At 59.0% G+C, this 16,053-nt stretch carries 15 protein-coding genes; 11 read left to right on the top strand and 4 right to left on the bottom strand.

All coding sequences use genetic code 11. From position 1 onward, the window contains the following. Positions 1-9 precede the first annotated feature (9 nt). Positions 10-1,557, bottom strand: a complete 1,548-nt coding sequence (gene ubiB / locus Q1A34_RS08860; RefSeq protein WP_300033144.1) for a 2-polyprenylphenol 6-hydroxylase — start codon at positions 1,555-1,557, stop codon at positions 10-12. Between the two features lie 3 nt (positions 1,558-1,560). Continuing rightward, the gene (gene ubiE, locus Q1A34_RS08855) at positions 1,561-2,313 is read right to left on the bottom strand and encodes a bifunctional demethylmenaquinone methyltransferase/2-methoxy-6-polyprenyl-1,4-benzoquinol methylase UbiE (RefSeq protein ID WP_300033143.1); all 753 of its coding nucleotides are present in this window, start codon (positions 2,311-2,313) and stop codon (positions 1,561-1,563) included. 95 nt (positions 2,314-2,408) lie between these two features. On the opposite strand from ubiE, the gene Q1A34_RS08850 reads away from it, so the two are divergent. From Q1A34_RS08850 to gyrB, 10 genes are all read left to right on the top strand, one after another. Next, positions 2,409-2,837 (top strand): hypothetical protein, encoded by a 429-nt coding sequence (locus Q1A34_RS08850; RefSeq protein WP_300033142.1) that lies wholly within the window; start codon positions 2,409-2,411, stop codon positions 2,835-2,837. Further along, positions 2,830-3,681 (top strand): bifunctional DNA-formamidopyrimidine glycosylase/DNA-(apurinic or apyrimidinic site) lyase, encoded by an 852-nt coding sequence (mutM, locus tag Q1A34_RS08845; RefSeq protein ID WP_300033141.1) that lies wholly within the window; start codon positions 2,830-2,832, stop codon positions 3,679-3,681. The genes Q1A34_RS08850 and mutM overlap by 8 nt, the downstream gene beginning before the upstream one ends. 65 nt (positions 3,682-3,746) lie before the next feature. Beyond that, complete coding sequence (locus Q1A34_RS08840; RefSeq protein WP_300033139.1) at positions 3,747-4,523, top strand: enoyl-CoA hydratase; 777 nt, start codon at positions 3,747-3,749, stop codon at positions 4,521-4,523. A gap of 84 nt (positions 4,524-4,607) precedes the next feature. Next, positions 4,608-5,069 carry a hypothetical protein gene (locus Q1A34_RS08835; protein WP_300033138.1) on the top strand — a complete coding sequence of 154 codons (462 nt, stop codon included), beginning with the start codon at positions 4,608-4,610 and terminating at the stop codon, positions 5,067-5,069. Between the two features lie 226 nt (positions 5,070-5,295). After that, the gene (gene rpsT / locus Q1A34_RS08830; RefSeq protein ID WP_300033136.1) at positions 5,296-5,559 is read left to right on the top strand and encodes a 30S ribosomal protein S20; all 264 of its coding nucleotides are present in this window, start codon (positions 5,296-5,298) and stop codon (positions 5,557-5,559) included. Positions 5,560-6,062: 503 nt separating this feature from the next. After that, positions 6,063-7,424: a chromosomal replication initiator protein DnaA gene (dnaA, locus tag Q1A34_RS08825; RefSeq protein WP_300033134.1), complete on the top strand. Its 1,362-nt coding sequence runs from the start codon at positions 6,063-6,065 to the stop codon at positions 7,422-7,424. Between the two features lie 142 nt (positions 7,425-7,566). After that, positions 7,567-8,685, top strand: coding sequence for a DNA polymerase III subunit beta (gene dnaN, locus Q1A34_RS08820; protein ID WP_300033132.1), 1,119 nt, complete (start codon positions 7,567-7,569; stop codon positions 8,683-8,685). 87 nt (positions 8,686-8,772) lie between these two features. Then, positions 8,773-9,873 carry a DNA replication/repair protein RecF gene (gene recF, locus Q1A34_RS08815; protein WP_300033130.1) on the top strand — a complete coding sequence of 367 codons (1,101 nt, stop codon included), beginning with the start codon at positions 8,773-8,775 and terminating at the stop codon, positions 9,871-9,873. Further along, positions 9,870-10,490: a LysE family translocator gene (locus tag Q1A34_RS08810; protein WP_300033128.1), complete on the top strand. Its 621-nt coding sequence runs from the start codon at positions 9,870-9,872 to the stop codon at positions 10,488-10,490. The genes recF and Q1A34_RS08810 overlap by 4 nt, the downstream gene beginning before the upstream one ends. Positions 10,491-10,568: 78 nt before the next feature. Then, positions 10,569-12,983: a DNA topoisomerase (ATP-hydrolyzing) subunit B gene (gyrB, locus tag Q1A34_RS08805; protein WP_300033127.1), complete on the top strand. Its 2,415-nt coding sequence runs from the start codon at positions 10,569-10,571 to the stop codon at positions 12,981-12,983. 39 nt (positions 12,984-13,022) lie between these two features. Here gyrB and Q1A34_RS08800 read toward each other — a convergent pair whose 3' ends face one another. After that, positions 13,023-14,015 (bottom strand): pyridoxamine 5'-phosphate oxidase family protein, encoded by a 993-nt coding sequence (locus tag Q1A34_RS08800; protein ID WP_300033125.1) that lies wholly within the window; start codon positions 14,013-14,015, stop codon positions 13,023-13,025. A 66-nt stretch (positions 14,016-14,081) separates the two neighbouring features. Next, a complete protein-coding gene (locus Q1A34_RS08795) occupies positions 14,082-14,714 on the bottom strand; it encodes a glutathione S-transferase family protein (RefSeq protein ID WP_300033123.1) in 633 nt (210 codons plus the stop codon). Positions 14,715-14,946: 232 nt separating this feature from the next. On the opposite strand from Q1A34_RS08795, the gene Q1A34_RS08790 reads away from it, so the two are divergent. Then, positions 14,947-16,023: a DUF2793 domain-containing protein gene (locus Q1A34_RS08790; RefSeq protein WP_300033121.1), complete on the top strand. Its 1,077-nt coding sequence runs from the start codon at positions 14,947-14,949 to the stop codon at positions 16,021-16,023. The last annotated feature ends 30 nt before the right edge of the window (positions 16,024-16,053 follow it).

Raw genomic sequence — 16,053 nt, 5'->3', positions numbered from 1 at the left:
CATCTGCCCCTAGAAAAAGGCCAGATCGACCACAATCAGTGTCATGGCGCCGGAAATGCCGATCATGGTGCCCAGAACCACGGCACCGGCGACCCAGCGCAGCACGCTGCGGTCTTTGGCCGGGGGCTCCGGGTTGCCCTGGCGGATAAGGGCATTCTCGACAAGCGCGGGCAGGCGCGGACCAAACCGCCCCATGACACGTGCGGTTTTGGCAAAATCCATCAGGGCGGCTTTGGGGCCGATCGCCTTGGCGATGTAATCTGAAACGATGGGGCGCGCGACCTCCCAGATATTGATCTGTGGGTTCAGCGACCGCGCAACCCCCTCAACAACGACCATCGTACGCTGCAAAAGGATCAGCTCTGTGCGGGTCTCCATCCCAAAGCGCTCGGTCACCTCAAACAGATAGCTCAGCAGGCGACCCATAGAGATTTTGGTCGCATCCATGCCGAAAATCGGCTCGCCCACAGCGCGCAGAGCGCGGGCAAACTCATCAACATCCTTGTCAGCAGGCACATAGCCCGCTTCAAAATGAACCTCGGCTACACGTTTGTAATCGCGCCGGATAAAACCATAGAGAATCTCGGCATAGACACGGCGCGTATATTCATCGATGTGCCCCATGATCCCGAAATCATAGGCGACAATGTTTCCATTTGGCGCGACCTTGAGATTGCCCTGATGCATGTCCGCGTGGAAATAACCGTCCCGCAGCGCATGGTTGAGAAACAACTGCAGTACCCTGTCGCCCAGCACGACGCGGTCGTGACCGGCCGCATCAATCGCGTCGTTGTCGCCCATCGGCGCACCATCGGCCCAGTCCATCGTCATCACACGGCGCGCGGAATACTCCCATTTCACACCCGGCAGCTGGAAACCCTCATCACCGGCAGTGTTGGCGGCAAACTCGGCGGCAGAGGCGGATTCAAGCCGCAGGTCCAGCTCTCCCTGCACAACGCCGTCAAAGTGCTCGATCACTTCAATCGGGCGCAGACGGCGTGATCCGGGAGAGAAGAAATCAACCACCCAGGCCGCCAGGTAAAAGGCGTCGATGTCCTTGCGGAATGCCCGCTCGATTCCCGGGCGCAGCACCTTGACCGCAACAGATGTCCCGTCAGAGGCAAGCGTTGCCCTGTGCACCTGTGCGATGGAGGCTGCGGCCACCGGCTCGCTGAACTCTGAAAAGAGCTGATCAACCGGCATGCCCAGTTCGCGCGCCACCTCTGCCTTGGCCGCACCGACAGAAAAGGGCGGCAGTTTGTCCTGCAACACACGCAGCTGCAGCGCCATTTCGTCGCCAACCACGTCCGGGCGGGTCGATAGAATCTGACCAAATTTGATGTAGGCCGGGCCCAGCGCCGTCAGAGCACGGGTCACCGGCGGCATCGATACATCGCCCTTGTACCCCAGAAAGGTAAAGGGCAGCGCCAGAGTGCGGGCAACAATCCGCACAGGTGCCGGCGCGTCAAAGGCATCCAGAACGGCACGCATCGCACCCGTCCGCTGAAAGGTCGCACCGGTACGGATCAGCCGCCAGAGATTATGCGGGCCCCGCATGTCTCAGAGCTTCCAGCCAGAGTGCAGACAGGCAACGCCCATCGTCAGATTGCGGTACTTTGCATTCCCGAAACCTGCATCCCGTACCATGCCCAGAAACGTTTCCTGATCCGGGAAATTGCGGATCGATTCCACCAGATACTGATAGCTATCACGGTCTCCGGCAATCACCTGCCCCATGCGGGGAATGACGTTAAAGCTGTACAGGTCATAGGCTTTCTGCATCGCCGGGTTCGGCAGCTGGCTGAATTCCAGCACCATCAAACGCCCCCCGGGTTTCAGCACACGGAAGGCTTCGTTGAGGGCTTCCTGAGGCCGCGTCACATTCCGGATGCCAAAAGAGATGGTGTACACATCGAAGGTATTGTCAGCAAACGGCAGCGCCATCGCATCACCAGTGATCCAGTCCAGCTGATCCGCCATCTGTTCGGCTTCGGCACGTTTGCGCCCTTCGACCAGCATCGATTCTGTCAGGTCCAGAACAGTGGCATGGCCATAGCCCGCCCGCTTGAGAAACCGAAAGGAAATGTCGCCTGTGCCGCCTGCTACATCGAGCAGTTTCTGCCCGGCGCGCGGGGCCAGCCAGTCCATCATGGCGTCTTTCCAGATCCGGTGGACACCGCCGGACATCACATCATTCATGATGTCGTATTTGCTGGCCACAGAAGAAAAGACGCCCTGAACCAGACCTGCTTTGTCATCCTCTGACACAGTTTCAAATCCGAAATGTGTGGTTTTATCGTTCTGGTCAGCCATCTGGTCTTGTGATCCCTGCAATTCGCCCTTTGTTATAGAGCGCCAAAGGACAGGCACAATGCGGCCCTTTGGTCACACCACATAAACAGAGGCATATGGCAGCGTCAGACACAGAAACCTGGAACGAAACCCGGCTGGCAGGCTGGGGGAAATGGCTGCGGCTTATCCTGTCGTCCTGCCTCATTGTGCTGGCGCTGGCGGCTTTTTCCTTTGCGGATGAAGACCTGCGGGTTTCTGCCCTGGGCATTGTCATTTTCGGCGGGCTTCCGGCTGTAGCGCTCTGGCAGATACTGCGGGTTTTCCGCGGGCGCGTGATATGGAATGAAACGGGCATCCGGCAGGATGGTGTGTTTCTGCGGGGCCGCGTCTGCCAGTGGTCGGATTTGACAGCAACCGAGCGCAGCATGCACGAACGCGCGACCATTCTGGTGTTTCGTCGTCTGCGCCGCATGAGACTTTACTGGGCCTATGACGCCCACCAGGAACTGCGGGACCTGGCCGAAGGAAAGCTGAACGATGCCTGAACTGCCCGAGGTCGAAACTGTCCGCCGTGGCCTGACCCCCGCCATGCAGGGCGCGGTTATCACCCGCGCAGAGGTAAACCGCCCCGATCTGCGCTGGCCGTTTCCCGAACGGATGGCCGAGCGGCTGACCGGTGCGCAGGTTCTTGGGTTGCGCAGACGCTCCAAGTATATTCTGGCGGATCTCGACACCGCTGAGACCCTGCTCATTCATCTGGGCATGTCGGGCCGGATGCTGATTTCGGGTGATCCGCTGGGGCAGTTTGTGCATGAACACCCCGCCCCTGAAAAACACGATCACGTTGTCCTGCACATGGACAATGGCGCCCGCATTACGTTCAACGACCCCAGGCGTTTTGGCGCGATGGACCTGATGCAGACCGCAGGCGCTGAATCGCACAAGCTGCTTGCCGTGCTCGGGCCCGAGCCGCTGGGCAACGATTTTCATGAATCACATCTGATCGACGCCTTTCGCGGGCGCATGACGCCCGTCAAATCCGCCCTGCTGGACCAGAAAATCGTCAGCGGTCTGGGTAATATTTACGTTTGCGAGGCCCTGTTCCGGGCAAAAATTCATCCCAAACGAAAAGCTGGCCGCATTTCTGAACCCAGGGTTGCATCGCTGGTCCCGATCATTCGCCAGGTGCTGGCGGACGCGATTGATGCGGGGGGTTCCTCGCTGCGCGATTTCCGTCAAGCCGATGGAGAGCTTGGATATTTTCAGCACAGTTTTGATGTCTACGGGCGGGAAAATGACCCCTGCCGCGCCGCTGGCTGCCCCGGCGTCATCGGGCGAATCGTACAGTCCGGACGCTCATCTTTCTATTGTGCGCAATGCCAAAGATAGCTTGAAGTGCGCAGGCCGCATGGTATTGACTGCAATTTCCACGCAACAGAAGAGAGCTTTTCTGCATGGCCTACGAGACGATCATCGTTGATGTCGATAACCACGTCGCCCTGATCACGCTGAACCGGCCCGACGCGCTCAATGCGCTGAACGACCAGTTGCTGGGAGAGCTTGCCGACGCACTCGCAGGCGCGCAGGACAATGAAAAAGTCCGCTGCATCATCATTACCGGCTCGGAAAAAGCATTCGCCGCCGGCGCGGATATTGCGATGATGAAGGACAAGTCTTTTGTCGAAGCCTTTGCAGGCGATCTGTTCACACCAGAAACAGAGCAGATCATGCGGGTACGCAAACCGATCATTGCAGCTGTGTCCGGCTACGCCCTGGGCGGCGGATGTGAGCTGGCGATGATGTGCGATTTCATCATCTGTTCCGATACCGCGAAATTCGGCCAGCCAGAGATTAACCTGGGTGTTGTCGCGGGTCTGGGCGGCACACAGCGCCTGACACGGCTCGTCGGTAAATCCAAGGCGATGGACATGAATCTGACCGGCCGCTTCATGGATGCCGAAGAGGCCGAGCGTTCAGGCCTCGTGTCCCGTGTTGTGCCCTGCAAGAAACTGCTCGAGGAAGCGCAGAGCGCCGCTGTGAAAATTGCCGAAAAATCGACGCTTTCAGTGATGGTCGTGAAAGAGGCGGTCAACCGGTCCTATGAAACGACGCTGCGCGAAGGCCTGCTCTTTGAACGCCGCATGTTCCATTCGCTCTTTGCCACCGAGGACCAGCTCGAAGGCATGACCGCGTTCCTTGAAAAGCGCGAAGCGCAGTTCCGCGACAAGTAAACGTTCCGGATATCCGTCCGGTCAGGACAATCAGCCCAGGTTGTTCTGACGTCCATGTCTGCCACTTCACCAAAAGAGTTTTCAATGAAAACAGCCTTTCTCGCGCCGGTTTTTCTGGCACTTGCCGCCTGCACGGAGGTCAGTGAAACACCGAAGACAACTGAAACCTTCCGCCAAATTCCGGTAACAGACGACTTCACGGAGATGCGTCTGCGCTGGTCTTCCAATGTGCAGGTAAACAGAAGTGGACCGGCGGATTACTTTTATGCCTTCAAGACCATTGTCGCAGACGGGAAAATCGAGATCTGCGGCGCAGGAAGCTATTCAAAAAGCACTGGCACATCGGAATCCCGATCCGTTATGCGCGGGGCCAAAATTTTGCTCGAAGACAGGGTCATTCTGGAAGACCTCCGCTACTTTTCCAATCTCGGCACCAAAAGAAAACTGATCGGCGAGCAGGCGAATTGCCGGAGCACGGGTGTTGATGCACCCGCAGGCGGGTTCGGCGTTTCTCTGGTGACACCCGGCCGCCGGATTACCGGCTGATCCGGGGCATCCGGGGCGATTTGCCGTTTGGCCAGCCACCCGGCACGGTACGTGCAGCACAAAGAATTCGGTTTGCAAAATCTGGCGAACCCTCTATAGACCGCGCCAGACATGCGCGTGCAGCCCGCTCAGGCTAGAATCACCTCAGGGGTAACTGTGCCCTGTCCGGGTCCTGTGTTGCGCAATTGAACAGACAACGACGACCAAGGAAAAAGGTTTTTCACGCATGGCAAATTCGCCCCAGGCTAAAAAACGCGCCCGCCAGAACGAGGCACGTTTCCAGATCAACAAAGCACGCCGTTCGCGCATCCGTACGTACCTGCGCCGTGTAGAGGAAGCGATTGCTTCCGGTGACAAAGATGCCGCAACCGCGGCACTGCGCGCAGCCCAGCCCGAGCTGATGCGCGGCGTTACAAAAGGCGTCTTTCACAAAAACACAGCAGCGCGCAAAATGTCGCGCCTGTCTTCGCGGGTCAAAGCACTCGGCTGAAATCTGCTTTCAGTGAGTCTCAAAAAGCGCCGTTTTTGCGGCGCTTTTTTTTATGAAAATAAGGCTTCCGGGCATCTGACAGAGATTCTTTTCTGAAATTTCAGAGTCAAGAATGAAGTTCAGTTGCCGTGCCGCTCACGAACTTGCTACCAGTGTAGAGCGATTCATTTCGCCTTGGGGGGCGGGCCCTGAAAATCCTGCGGTGTTGCGACCGCTTTTATGGATTTCCGGGGACTGGGCACAGCAAAAGCCGTGCACTGTCTGCAAGCACCGTATGCCGGTTGTTTGCCCTGTCAAATATCAGAGGACGGTGAGTCCTGATCCGTTGAGCAGTCCGTTGTTCGGACAAAGGGTCAGACTCGCCAAATTCTAAAATGTCCGGCGGACACTCTCCTGTTCCTTTTGGAACGGGCCGGGTGAGTGTTGTCTGACGAAGGAACCGGGGAGGCAGCCAAAAATGGCGCTTTCTCTGAATGGGACAAACAAAGGAATACGGGTCGACTATGACTGACGAAATGTGGGGACAACTGAGGCAAAGACTGCGCAGGACCGTGGGGCAGAACAACTATACCACCTGGATCGAACCGATCCGGTTCCGCTCGGCTGCAGATGGCGTGGCACTTTTTGACGTGCCGACGAATTTTCTGGGGAACTATGTGAACCAGAATTTCGCAGAGGCCATTCTGCACGAAGTAAATACCGCCGCACCGGACATCCGGCGCCTGAAGTTCGCCGTCCCCGCTTCAGTTGCTGTTACCGCCGGTGCCCAGGAGGAAACCGCCATGGCGCCGGCCGAACGCCCCCGCACGACACACGGTACCGCCCTGACGACGGCTCCGCTGGACAAGCGCTTCACCTTTGAGACTTTTGTCGTCGGCAAACCGAATGAGCTGGCCCATGCAGCAGCCAAACGCGTGGCCGAAGGGGGCCCCGTAACGTTCAACCCGCTGTTTCTCTATGGTGGCGTTGGTCTGGGCAAAACGCACCTGATGCACGCCATTGCGCACGAGCTGCGCCAGAGCAAACCGGGCATGAATGTGCTTTATCTGTCGGCGGAGCAGTTCATGTACCGCTTTGTACAGGCCCTGCGTGACCGCAAGATGATGGACTTCAAAGAGATTTTCCGCTCTGTGGATGTGCTGATGGTCGATGACGTGCAGTTTATCGCGGGCAAGGGCAGCACACAGGAAGAGTTCTTCCATACCTTCAACGCTCTGGTTGACCAGAACAAGCAGATCATCATCTCCGGTGATCGCGCGCCCGGCGAGATCAAGGACATGGAAGAGCGGGTCAAATCCCGGCTGCAGTGCGGCCTGGTGGTTGATCTGCACCCGACCGACTATGAGCTGCGCCTCGGCATCCTGCAAAGCAAAGTCGAGCAGCAGCGCGCCAACTATCCTGATCTGGAGATCGATGAGGGTGTTCTGGAATTCCTGGCGCACCGCATTTCAACGAACGTGCGTGTGCTTGAAGGCGCACTGACACGGCTGTTTGCTTTTGCGTCGCTGGTGGGTCGTGAGATCAACATGGAACTGACGCAGGATTGCCTGTCCGACGTGCTGCGGGCTTCCGAGCGTAAAATCACGGTCGAGGAAATCCAGCGCCGCGTGTCGGACCATTACAACATCCGTCTCAGCGATATGATCGGCCCAAAGCGCCTGCGCAGCTATGCGCGCCCGCGCCAGGTTGCCATGTACCTGTGCAAACGCATGACCAGCCGGTCGCTGCCAGAGATCGGCCGCCGGTTTGGCGGTCGTGACCACACCACCGTGATGCATGGTGTCAAACGCATCGAAGAGCTCAAGGTTCAGGACGGACAGATCGCCGAGGATCTGGAACTGCTGCGCCGGGCGCTCGAAGAGTAGGTTTTCAAGGGCCTGGCGTGCCCCCTGCGGCGCGCCGGGCCTTGACGCCCTGCCCGTATCCTACGACAACTCGATAAAAGTCTTGTGAAGCCGGTCAAACAGGTTAATTTGCCTGTCCCGACTGTCGATAGGAAGTGGCACCATGAAGATCAGTATCGAACGCGCAGCTCTGCTCAAAGCCGTGTCTCAGGCACAGTCGGTTGTGGAGCGTCGCAACACCATTCCGATCCTCGCGAATGTGCTGGTCGAAGCTGAAGGCAGCGATGTCACCTTCCGCGCCACTGACCTCGATATCGAGGTTGTCGACAAAGCGCCGGCACAGGTGGAACGCGCCGGTGCGACCACCGTCTCTGCCACAACACTGCATGAGATCGTGCGTAAACTGCCCGACGGCGCGCTGGTCACCCTGTCCGCTGACAGCGCCACGGGCCGCCTGACAGTCGAGGCAGGACGGTCCAACTTCTCTCTGGCCACGCTGCCGAAAGAGGATTTCCCGGTGATGGCCTCCTCGGAATACGAGTCGAACTTTTCGGCCCCTGCTCCGGTGCTGCGCCGCCTGTTCGACAAATCCAAATTCGCAATCTCGACCGAGGAAACACGCTATTATCTGAACGGCGTGTATATGCATATCTCGGACGCAGAAGGCGGCCGGGTGCTGCGCTGCGTGGCCACCGATGGCCACCGCCTGGCACGGATTGATGCGGATCTGCCTGATGGCGCCTCCGAGATGCCCGGCGTGATTGTTCCGCGCAAAACCGTAGGCGAATTGCGCAAGCTGCTGGATGATGACGAGATGAAGATCGCAGTCTCTGTCTCGGAGACAAAAATCCGCTTTGCCACGCCGGATATCACTCTGACCTCGAAAGTGATTGATGGGACATTCCCCGACTATACCCGCGTGATCCCGCAGGGAAACACCCGCAAACTGGAAGTGGACGCCGCCGATTTCGCCAAAGCCGTCGACCGTGTGGCGACCGTCAGTTCGGAACGCTCGCGGGCTGTAAAGCTTCAGCTGGACGAAGACCGCCTGGTTTTGTCGGTGAATGCCCCCGATTCCGGTGCCGCCGAGGAAGAGCTGGCCGTGGCCTATGGCGACGAGCGGCTGGAGATCGGCTTTAACGCCAAATACCTTCTGGAGATCGCCAGCCAGGTGGATCGCGAGAACGCAGTGTTCCTGTTCAACTCCTCGGGTGATCCGACGCTGATGCGCGAAGGCAACGACCAGACGGCTGTCTATGTGGTCATGCCGATGCGCGTGTAAGGTTCCGCCCATTCCCCGCCCGGCGATGCAGGCATCGCCTGCCGGATCATGGACGGGGATATTTTCAGCCAGAAGAAGGTGGGAGCCATGGCGCTGTACCTCCCGGCCCTGACACTGTCCTATTTCCGCTCTCACAAGCTGGCGCGCCTGGTGCCAGATGGGCGGCCCGTGGCCCTTTTCGGGCCAAATGGAGCAGGCAAGACCAACATTCTGGAAGCTGTATCACTGTTTTCACCCGGGCGCGGGCTGCGCCGGTCCAGTGCCCAGGAAATGGCGCGCCGGCCCGAGGCCCTGGGATGGAAACTGTCCGGTACCCTGCAATCGATGCATCAGCTGCACGAAATCGAAATCTGGTCAGAAGAGGGCGCGGCGCGCCAGGTACGCATAGACGGAAAACCAGCAGCTCAGACGGCGCTGGGGCGGATTGCACGGGTGCTGTGGCTGGTTCCGTCCATGGACCGGTTGTGGATCGAGGGCTCTGAGGGGCGGCGCCGGTTTCTTGATCGGATGACGCTGAGTTTTGAGCCCGGCCATGCCGAGATGTCGCTGATCTGGGACAAGGCGATGCGGGAGCGCAACCGGCTTCTCAAAGACATGGTACGCGATGCCTCCTGGTACAACGCGCTGGAGGCCAGAATGGCCGGGGCGGGTGTCGTCATTGATGCAAACCGCCGGGCTGCCCTGCAACAGCTGGCAGAGGCGCAGGAAGACGCGGAAACCGCCTTTCCCCGCGCCGATCTGGAACTGGTGCAGGGCGAAGGAGGCATGCCTGTAACCCAGGAGGATCTGCGTTTGGCGCTGGCGGACAGCCGGGCACAGGATCTGGCCGCCGGGCGGACGCTGATCGGACCGCACCGCGCCGATATTCTGGGCACCTTTGCGGCCAAAGAAACCCTGGCGCGGGAGTGTTCCACCGGGGAGCAAAAAGCGCTGCTGGTCTCTCTGATCCTGGCAAATGCCCGTGCCCTGGCGCGGGATTTCGGCGCGCCACCTCTGCTGCTGCTGGACGAAGTGGCGGCGCATCTTGATCCGGAACGGCGCGCGGCTCTTTATGATGAGATTGCAGCCCTGGGCGCGCAGGCCTGGATGACCGGGACGGAAAAGTCGCTTTTTGACGCGATGGGCGCGCGCGCGCAGTATTTTGAAGTGACAGAGGCGAATGGCGCCTCTGAGACCTGTCTGGCATGACGATTTCTGCCACCGATCTGATGCTCTATGCGGGCGCGCTGATCATTCTGTTCCTGACGCCTGGGCCGGTCTGGCTGGCGTTGATGGCGCGGGCGCTGTCGGGTGGTTTTGCAGCCGCCTGGCCGCTGGCCCTGGGCGTTGCCATCGGTGACATTCTGTGGTCCCTGGTCGCGGTTCTGGGGATCTCTTGGATCCTGTCGGTATTCGATGTGTTTATGGCCGTTCTGCGGTGGGTGGCCTGCGGTGTGTTTATCATCATGGGGTTGCTCCTGATCCGTCATGCGGGCCAGAAAATCAGCACAGACAGCAGGCTGACACGGCCTGGGCTGTGGGCCGGTTTCATAGCCGGGATCATCGCCATTCTGGGCAATCCAAAGGCCGTTCTGTTCTACATGGGCGTGCTGCCCGGGTTCTTTGATCTGCGCGGGATTACCTGGGTGGATGTTGCCGCCATCATCGGGATGTCCGTCGTTGTGCCACTGGTCGGGAACCTGATCCTGGCGGCATGTGTCGGCAAAATCCATGGCGTGATCACACGCCCGGAGACGCTGCAGCGGATCAACATTCTGTCTGGCGCGGCACTCATTCTGGTCGGTGTGCTCATCCCCTTGCTCTGACACAAAATATTGTGTCTGTCGCGTGACATTGCCCCGAAAAAATCGTATAAAATCACAAAAATACGAAGGTGTGACCCGATGTCGGATACCGAGCAGACGCCACAGGAATATGGCGCCGATTCTATCAAAGTTCTCAAAGGGTTGGAGGCTGTCCGCAAGCGCCCTGGCATGTACATCGGTGATACCGATGATGGCTCTGGTCTGCACCATATGGTCTATGAGGTGGTGGATAACGGAATTGACGAAGCGCTGGCCGGTCATGCCGATGCTGTAACGGTCACAATCCATGACGATCACTCGGTTTCTGTCAGCGACAACGGTCGCGGCATTCCCGTCGGCATCCATGAGGAAGAAGGTGTCTCGGCTGCCGAGGTCATCATGACCCAGCTGCACGCTGGCGGTAAATTTGACAGCAACTCCTACAAGGTTTCAGGCGGCCTGCACGGGGTGGGTGTTTCGGTTGTGAACGCGCTGAGCGACTGGCTGGAACTGCGCATCTGGCGCGAAGGCAAAGAGCACGTCGCACGGTTCGAGGGTGGTTTTACGACAAAACATCTTGAAGTGGTCGGCGATACCGACCGTACCGGCACAGAAGTGCGGTTCATGGCCTCGACCGATACCTTTTCCAATCTCGAATACTCCTTTGAAACTCTGGAAAAACGGTTGCGCGAACTGGCGTTTCTGAACTCCGGTGTGCGGATCATCCTTGTCGATGAACGCCCGGCAGAAAACCTGAAGGCCGATCTGTTTTACGAAGGCGGTGTCAAGGAATTTGTCAAATACCTCGACCGGTCAAAAGCCTCTGTCATGCCAGAGCCGATTTTCATCACCGGCGAGCGGGACGACATCGGTGTCGAAGTCGCCATGTGGTGGAACGACAGCTACCATGAGAACGTGCTGCCCTTTACCAACAACATCCCGCAACGTGACGGCGGCACGCACATGGCGGGGTTCCGTGGCGCGCTGACCCGCACGATCAACAACTACGCCCAGTCCTCTGGTATTGCCCGCAAGGAAAAGGTGAGCTTTACCGGTGACGATGCACGCGAGGGTCTGACCTGTGTCCTGTCCGTCAAGGTGCCTGACCCCAAGTTCAGTTCGCAGACAAAAGACAAGCTGGTGAGTTCCGAGGTCCGCCCCGCTGTCGAGGGGCTGGTAAACGAAAAGCTGGCGGAATGGTTTGAGGAAAACCCGGCAGAGGCCAGGATCGTCGTTGGCAAGATCATCGAGGCCGCGCATGCCCGCGAAGCGGCACGCAAGGCCCGTGACCTGACCCGGCGCAAGACCGCGATGGATGTGAATTTCCTCGCCGGTAAACTCAAGGATTGTTCGGAAAAAGACCCCGCCAAAACCGAAGTATTCCTCGTCGAGGGGGACAGCGCCGGCGGCTCTGCCCAGACCGGGCGTGACCGGCAGACCCAGGCGATCCTGCCGCTCAAAGGTAAAATCCTCAATGTGGAGCGCGCGCGTTTTGACAGGATGCTGGGCAGCCAGGAAATCGGAAACCTGGTGATGGCTCTCGGCACGGGCATCGGCCGCGATGAATTCAACATCGACAAACTACGCTACCACAAGATCGTCATCATGACGGACGCCGACGTGGACGGTGCGCACATCCGGACGCTGTTGCTGACCTTTTTCTACCGGCAGATGCCAGAGCTCATTGAAAAGGGCCATCTCTATATTGCGCAACCGCCGCTCTATAAGGTGTCGCGCGGCAAGTCCGAGGTCTACCTCAAGGACGAATCCGCGATGGAGGAATACCTGATCCAGCAGGGTATCGACGGGGCGATCCTGAAGCAGGGCAATGGCGAGGAAATCACCGGTGCCGACCTGACCCGTGTGGTCGATCTGGCCCGCCAGATGCGCCGCGTGCTTGATGCGTTCCCGACACATTACCCGCGCCATATACTGGAGCAGGCGGCCATTGCCGGAGCCTTTGCACCGGGTGTTGTAGATGCCGATCTGCAGGGCACTGCAGACAAGGTTGCCGCCCGTCTGAACCTGATCGCCGAGGAATACGAACGCGGCTGGCAGGGACGTATCACCCAGGATCACGGCATCCGTCTGGCCCGTATTCTGCGCGGCGTCGAAGAGGTCCGCACACTGGATGGCCGTATTCTGCGCGGGGGCGAGGCGAAAAAGACCGGCAGCTTCACGCAGAGCCTTCAGGATGTGTATAACCTGCCCGCGACGCTGATCCGCAAGGACCGGACACAGATGATCTTTGGCCCGCTGGATCTGCTGGAGGCGATCCTGCAGGAAGGTGAAAAGGGTCTGTCCCTGCAGCGCTACAAGGGATTGGGCGAGATGAACCCTGACCAGCTGTGGGAAACCACGCTGGATCCCGACGCGCGCACGCTGCTGCAGGTACGGGTCGAGGATATGGCCGAAGCGGATGACCTCTTTACCAAGCTGATGGGCGATGTGGTGGAGCCGCGCCGCGAGTTTATCCAGCAGAACGCTCTGAGCGTGGAAAACCTCGATTTCTGATCATTAAGCGGCTGCTGCACCTGGAGCTTTTGTTGCGCGTTAACACAGCTTGCGGCGCGCGGCCGCCTCCCAGGTGTCTGCACCGAGGCTTTGGGGCGAGTACTCTCCGAAATTCGCACGAAACGGCAGCGCATCCGTCGTGCGCACCCCGTGATCCAGCGTGAAGCGCCAGGCCCGGTCCACGTTTTCCAGACGCGCAATTTCCGGATCATCGCTCCAGAGCAGTTCAACCGTACCAGTCAGCTGCAGTACGTCTCCGGTTTCAAAATCGGGAAACAGCAGACCCGCCCGCGGGTTCACCACGAAATTGCCGATGGTGTTAAAGAAGTTGTTGCCCGCATAGTCAGGCACGGTGATCGTGTTGCCCTCTGCCTTTACAAACCCGGGCAGGCCACCGCGGTGCGAAACATCCACACCGCGCGCCGCCGGATTTGCCGCCTGCCTGACGGCACTGGCGACAAAGAGTGTGTCCGCGCTGCGGATAAACGAGCGCATCTGATCATCCAGGTCGGTGACCAGAACAGACCCTGTTGTTTCAGCGGTCTCATCCACCGGGCGGACAAACCGTAAGTCGCGGGTCTGAATGTATTGCGGGCAGTTTCCAAAAGACTGGTCCACCCGCAGTGTGAACCAGCCTGCGTCCATCTCGGTCACATGCGCGTTCATGCGGTTACGACGCCGAGTGGATGGTTCAATGCCCAGCACCCCGACCGGCGCATCAAGCCGCAGCGCACCCGCCAGAGGATCACCTGAATGGGGCTTTGCCATGATGCCCAGATGTCTGTCGTCAGGAGACCGGATAAATCCCGTTCCACCGCTGACGACAGAGGCCCAGGGCTGGCCTTTTTCATCCACGCTGCCCATCACGACAAAGGGCAACTGCTCAAAAAATGTCCGGTGCTGATCGGGCATAAAAGGCCGGATGGCCCTGCGACCGATGACTGCCATACGATCGCGTTTGCCCGCGCGGTCCTGAGCTGCGAGTTCACCGGCATGAAAGGGTGACAGACCGATTTGATCATTGTTTTTCATGATGGACCTCGTTTGAGTTATGGGAAAAGGGCCCGTCCGAACGGCGTGTGCAGACAGGAACGGCGGTCAGTCGGCGCCGGCAGCTGCCAGCCCCACAGGCGTCACGGGCATCGGCACAAAGCCATCCAGCCTCTCGATACCAGCCAGCAGCCGGCGCACATTTGGATAAGGTTCAAGCGACACGTCGCCCTCGGGCGCGTGGGCTGTATAGCTGTAGATGGCGACATCCGCGATTGTCGGGCGCTCGCTCACCAGCCAGCTGCGACCCTCAAGATGCGCTTCCAGTTTGCCCAGGACGCGTGCTGCAACAGTCTGACAGAACTCACGGTTCAGCGGTGCGTTGAACACATTGATCAGCCGTGCCGCTGCCGGTCCAAAAGCCAGCTCACCTGCTGCAAGCGTCAGGAATTTTTGCACCTCTGCCTCGGCCTGGGGGTCGGTTGGCAGCCAGTCTTTGGCGTATCGGCGCGCGAGGTAGACCAGAATAGCATTGCTGTCGCTGATGACATTCCCGCCATCTTCAATGACCGGGACCTGGCCCATCGGATTCAGTGCCAGAAAGGCTTCTGATTTCTGGGCACCATTCGCAAGATCGACATTGATGATCTCGTGAGGGATACCTGCCAGGGCCGCAAAGAGCACCACGCGATGCGCATGGCCAGAGAGCGGAAAGCTGTGAATTCGAACGGTGTCGGACATTGTGTCATCCTTTGTCTGCGAGCGAGGGAAATTCCTGCAACACGACAGATAATAGAAACTGATAGCGGAGATAATGTTCCGGTTTATGGAATTACTATGAACGTCGTGTGGATTTTCGATGAACAGTGCGGGCCGGGTTAACGACCGGTTAAGCGACGGCGCGCCTGCCTGGCACATGCGAAACCGTTTTGCCCCAGTTTGGGCGGATCAATCCTCATGCATGGGAAATTCAATGGCCGACACTTCCAGCAGTCTCTCGCTCCCCTTTATTCTTCCCAACCAGGCTCAGAAGCATGTGACGCACAACGAAGCGCTGCGTATTCTGGATGTGGTCACCCAGCTTGCTGTGATCTCTGACGATCAGACGACGCCCCCCGGAACTCCGTCGGACGGCGCGCGCTATATCGTGGGCGATGCGGCCACCGGCGACTGGTCGGGCCGCGCCGGTGAAGTCGCGCTTTTTGAGAACAGCGCCTGGCGGTTTTTCGTGCCGCGCGCCGGATGGAGCGCCTGGGTATCGGCCCGCGAAACCCTGATCGTGCACGACGGTGCCGACTGGATCGATCTGGACAGCGACGAGCTGCAGGACATCGAAAGCTTTGGCCTTGGCATGACATCCCTGCCCACAGCCCCGTTTTCGGCCAAACTCAACGCAGCACTCTGGACCGCGCTTTATCAGGCGGATGGCGGTACGGGCAGCTGTGTCTCGACCCTGAACAAGGAGAATTCCACGGATGACCTCGGTTTCGTATTCCAGCAGAACTTTCAGACGCGCGGGCTGTTTGGCCTTTTTGGCAGCGACCGTCTTCGCCTGTCCACCTCGCCTGATGGCGCGGGTTTTTTTGACGGGCTGAGCATCGACACGGGCTCCGGCATCGTCGACCAGCCCAACCTACCGCGCTTCAAGGGTACCACCAGTTTCGACAACTACTGTGCCGCAAACAGCTGGATCACCGTGGCGATCAATACAACAGAGTTCAACGACCAGAATACCTTTGACGCAGGCACCAGCGCCTTTACCGCGCCGGTGGACGGGACGTATGTCTTTGGCGGCGGCCTGACATTCCGTGAAAACACCAGCACGCTGGTCGGTATCGCCGGACGCCTGATCCGCAACGGAACGGAAGAGATCAGCGGCTCGCGGGGCGAAATCACCGGGCCGCATATCTCGGAGCGGACAAATCTCAACATCCAGGGCATGGCCCTGCTGAACGCGGGCGACACGGTCGAGCTGCAGGGGCGTATCAGCGCGCAGGACGGATATTTCCTGGCAGGCAACACCGCATTCTGGGGGTACAAAGTGGGCTGATCCCAGCGCAGGCCGCGTGACACTGCCCGC

It is taken from the genome of uncultured Roseobacter sp., from assembly GCF_947491795.1.
GTDB lineage: Bacteria > Pseudomonadota > Alphaproteobacteria > Rhodobacterales > Rhodobacteraceae > Roseobacter.
The sequence above is the reverse complement of the archived record's forward strand: the minus strand, read 5'-3'. Positions and strand labels throughout refer to the sequence as shown.

Coding starts and splice junctions, on each gene's coding strand:
- ubiB (WP_300033144.1), bottom strand. CDS start 1,557: ATGCGGGGCCCGCATAATCTCTGGCGGCTGATCCGTACCGGTGCGACC.
- ubiE (WP_300033143.1), bottom strand. CDS start 2,313: ATGGCTGACCAGAACGATAAAACCACACATTTCGGATTTGAAACTGTG.
- Q1A34_RS08850 (WP_300033142.1), top strand. CDS start 2,409: ATGGCAGCGTCAGACACAGAAACCTGGAACGAAACCCGGCTGGCAGGC.
- mutM (WP_300033141.1), top strand. CDS start 2,830: ATGCCTGAACTGCCCGAGGTCGAAACTGTCCGCCGTGGCCTGACCCCC.
- Q1A34_RS08840 (WP_300033139.1), top strand. CDS start 3,747: ATGGCCTACGAGACGATCATCGTTGATGTCGATAACCACGTCGCCCTG.
- Q1A34_RS08835 (WP_300033138.1), top strand. CDS start 4,608: ATGAAAACAGCCTTTCTCGCGCCGGTTTTTCTGGCACTTGCCGCCTGC.
- rpsT (WP_300033136.1), top strand. CDS start 5,296: ATGGCAAATTCGCCCCAGGCTAAAAAACGCGCCCGCCAGAACGAGGCA.
- dnaA (WP_300033134.1), top strand. CDS start 6,063: ATGACTGACGAAATGTGGGGACAACTGAGGCAAAGACTGCGCAGGACC.
- dnaN (WP_300033132.1), top strand. CDS start 7,567: ATGAAGATCAGTATCGAACGCGCAGCTCTGCTCAAAGCCGTGTCTCAG.
- recF (WP_300033130.1), top strand. CDS start 8,773: ATGGCGCTGTACCTCCCGGCCCTGACACTGTCCTATTTCCGCTCTCAC.
- Q1A34_RS08810 (WP_300033128.1), top strand. CDS start 9,870: ATGACGATTTCTGCCACCGATCTGATGCTCTATGCGGGCGCGCTGATC.
- gyrB (WP_300033127.1), top strand. CDS start 10,569: ATGTCGGATACCGAGCAGACGCCACAGGAATATGGCGCCGATTCTATC.
- Q1A34_RS08800 (WP_300033125.1), bottom strand. CDS start 14,015: ATGAAAAACAATGATCAAATCGGTCTGTCACCCTTTCATGCCGGTGAA.
- Q1A34_RS08795 (WP_300033123.1), bottom strand. CDS start 14,714: ATGTCCGACACCGTTCGAATTCACAGCTTTCCGCTCTCTGGCCATGCG.
- Q1A34_RS08790 (WP_300033121.1), top strand. CDS start 14,947: ATGGCCGACACTTCCAGCAGTCTCTCGCTCCCCTTTATTCTTCCCAAC.